Genomic DNA, 1,724 nt, shown 5'->3' with positions numbered 1-1,724 from the left:
CGAAGACCACCTCGATAAGAAGCCTGGTAACCTCTCCGGAGGCCAACAGCAACGCGTGGCCACTGGTCGTGCCATCGTTCGCGAACCCGAAGTGTTCCTGATGGACGAACCGCTGTCGAATCTCGACGCCAAACTGAAGATGCACATGCGAACCGAGTTACAGCGTATTCACGATGAACTCGGAACGACGACCGTCTACGTTACCCACGACCAGGAGGAAGCGATGACGATGTCCGACCGCATCGTTATCCTCGCTGACGGGCATATTCAACAGGTTGGAACGCCTGAAGAGATCTACAACAGTCCAGCGAACTTGTTCGTCGCTGACTTCATTGGGAGTCCGGCAATGAACTTCTTCGACGCGACTCTCGACGGTTCATTTCTTACTGGTGATGGCTTCGAGTACGGACTCTCGAGAACACGTGCGGATGAGGTCAGAGGGTCGACAACGACTGCTAATCTCGTCCTTGGCATTCGACCGGAAGATGCCCACATCGCAGACACACCCAGTGAGAATACGATCGAGGCGACCGTAGATGTCGTCGAACCCGTTGGAAGTGACAATTACATCTACGCTAACGTGGGGAGCCAAGAAGTTACGATTCGCGTCCCAGCAAGTGTGAAGCCCACGGTCGTGATATAATATATATTGAATTTAATGAAAACGATGTTCACCTGTTTGATGCTGACACGGGAGTGAACGTCTTTACCATTGAGGGACGTGCTGTCGACCGCACGGTCGAATCGACATCATAAATCCAGAGATGGAAGTTGGTTCTCTCACTCGACGTAAATCGAGTTTAGTTCGATAACGTTGGCAGCGCCTTTCACGAGCTCCGGAATTTCATTCTCGAACCGTTCACCTTGCATTCGACTTTTCGGTGCTGCGACGCTGATCGCCCCGTAATTCGAGTTGTCTGCACTAGAGACGGATGCCGCCACACACCGCATTCCTGGTTTCGCCTCCTCCATATCGACGGCGTACCCGCGTTCTCGTGTTGCTTCGAGTTCGGAGAGAAGATCGTCGACCTCGGTAATTGTCTGCTCGGTGACTGGTGCAAGTCCACGACGGTCGGCGATATCCCGGACCCGATCTTCGGGGAGTTCTGCGAGAATCGCCTTTCCGAGTGCACTATAGTGAAGTGGTTCACGGAGCCCCGTCTCGTGAGATGTTCGAATCGCTTCCTCACCGTGAGCTTTGTACAGGATGACGTTCCGATCGTGCTCCATGACGCTGAACAGTGCAAGTTCATCACTTTCGTTGGCGAGTTGTCCTCTTCGACAAGGTCGAAAATACCGGTATTGTATTTGACGCGTTTCCGATATCAAGGAATTTTAGGCTGTTTTGATACTCGTCGCCCTGTTTGACTACGTATTCTGCTTGTTCTAATTGAACGAGATATTCTACGACAGTGTCCTTGGACTTCTCGGTAGCCTCCGCAATTTCCGCAGGCGTTGCACTATCGAGCCGACTCAACGACTCGATGATTTCGAACGTCGGCTGTACCTGCTCCGTTTCCTTCGAAACGGAGTGATAGTTCCCATCTATCTTCCTGACGCGTCCGCGATTGGCGAGCGTGGCTAGATGGCGGTGAACTGCACTTTTCGAGATATCCATCGCTTCTGCGAGTTCGGTAACTCCAGCCTTTTCCAACCTCGTCGAGACGATCGAGAATCGCATAAACTGGTTACCGTTGTGACTGTGACTGCTGGCCGATGTCGAG

The 1,724-nt window shown here is 52.4% G+C and carries 3 protein-coding genes; 1 reads left to right on the top strand and 2 read right to left on the bottom strand.

Annotated features, from left to right (window positions below):
• Window positions 1–643, top strand: a 643-nt coding sequence (locus BG842_RS13865) for an ABC transporter ATP-binding protein (protein ID WP_139136122.1), incomplete at its 5' end; no start/stop codon positions are given.
• Between the two features lie 137 nt (window positions 644–780).
• Here BG842_RS13865 and BG842_RS27585 read toward each other — a convergent pair.
• Window positions 781–1,230: an IclR family transcriptional regulator gene (locus BG842_RS27585; RefSeq protein WP_083252528.1), complete on the bottom strand. Its 450-nt coding sequence runs from the start codon at window positions 1,228–1,230 to the stop codon at window positions 781–783.
• Between the two features lie 22 nt (window positions 1,231–1,252).
• Window positions 1,253–1,724 (bottom strand): helix-turn-helix domain-containing protein (locus tag BG842_RS29905; RefSeq protein WP_217493315.1); only part of this gene is annotated, 472 nt, incomplete at its 5' end.

The organism is Haladaptatus sp. W1 (assembly GCF_001723155.1).
Classification (GTDB): domain Archaea; phylum Halobacteriota; class Halobacteria; order Halobacteriales; family Haladaptataceae; genus Haladaptatus; species Haladaptatus paucihalophilus.
Note: the sequence above shows the minus strand (reverse complement) of the source record. Positions and strands in the feature narration are given on the sequence as shown.

Bases quoted from the DNA above. Each gene is read 5' to 3' on its own strand.
- BG842_RS27585 (WP_083252528.1), bottom strand. From the start codon at position 1,230: ATGGAGCACGATCGGAACGTCATCCTGTACAAAGCTCACGGTGAGGAA.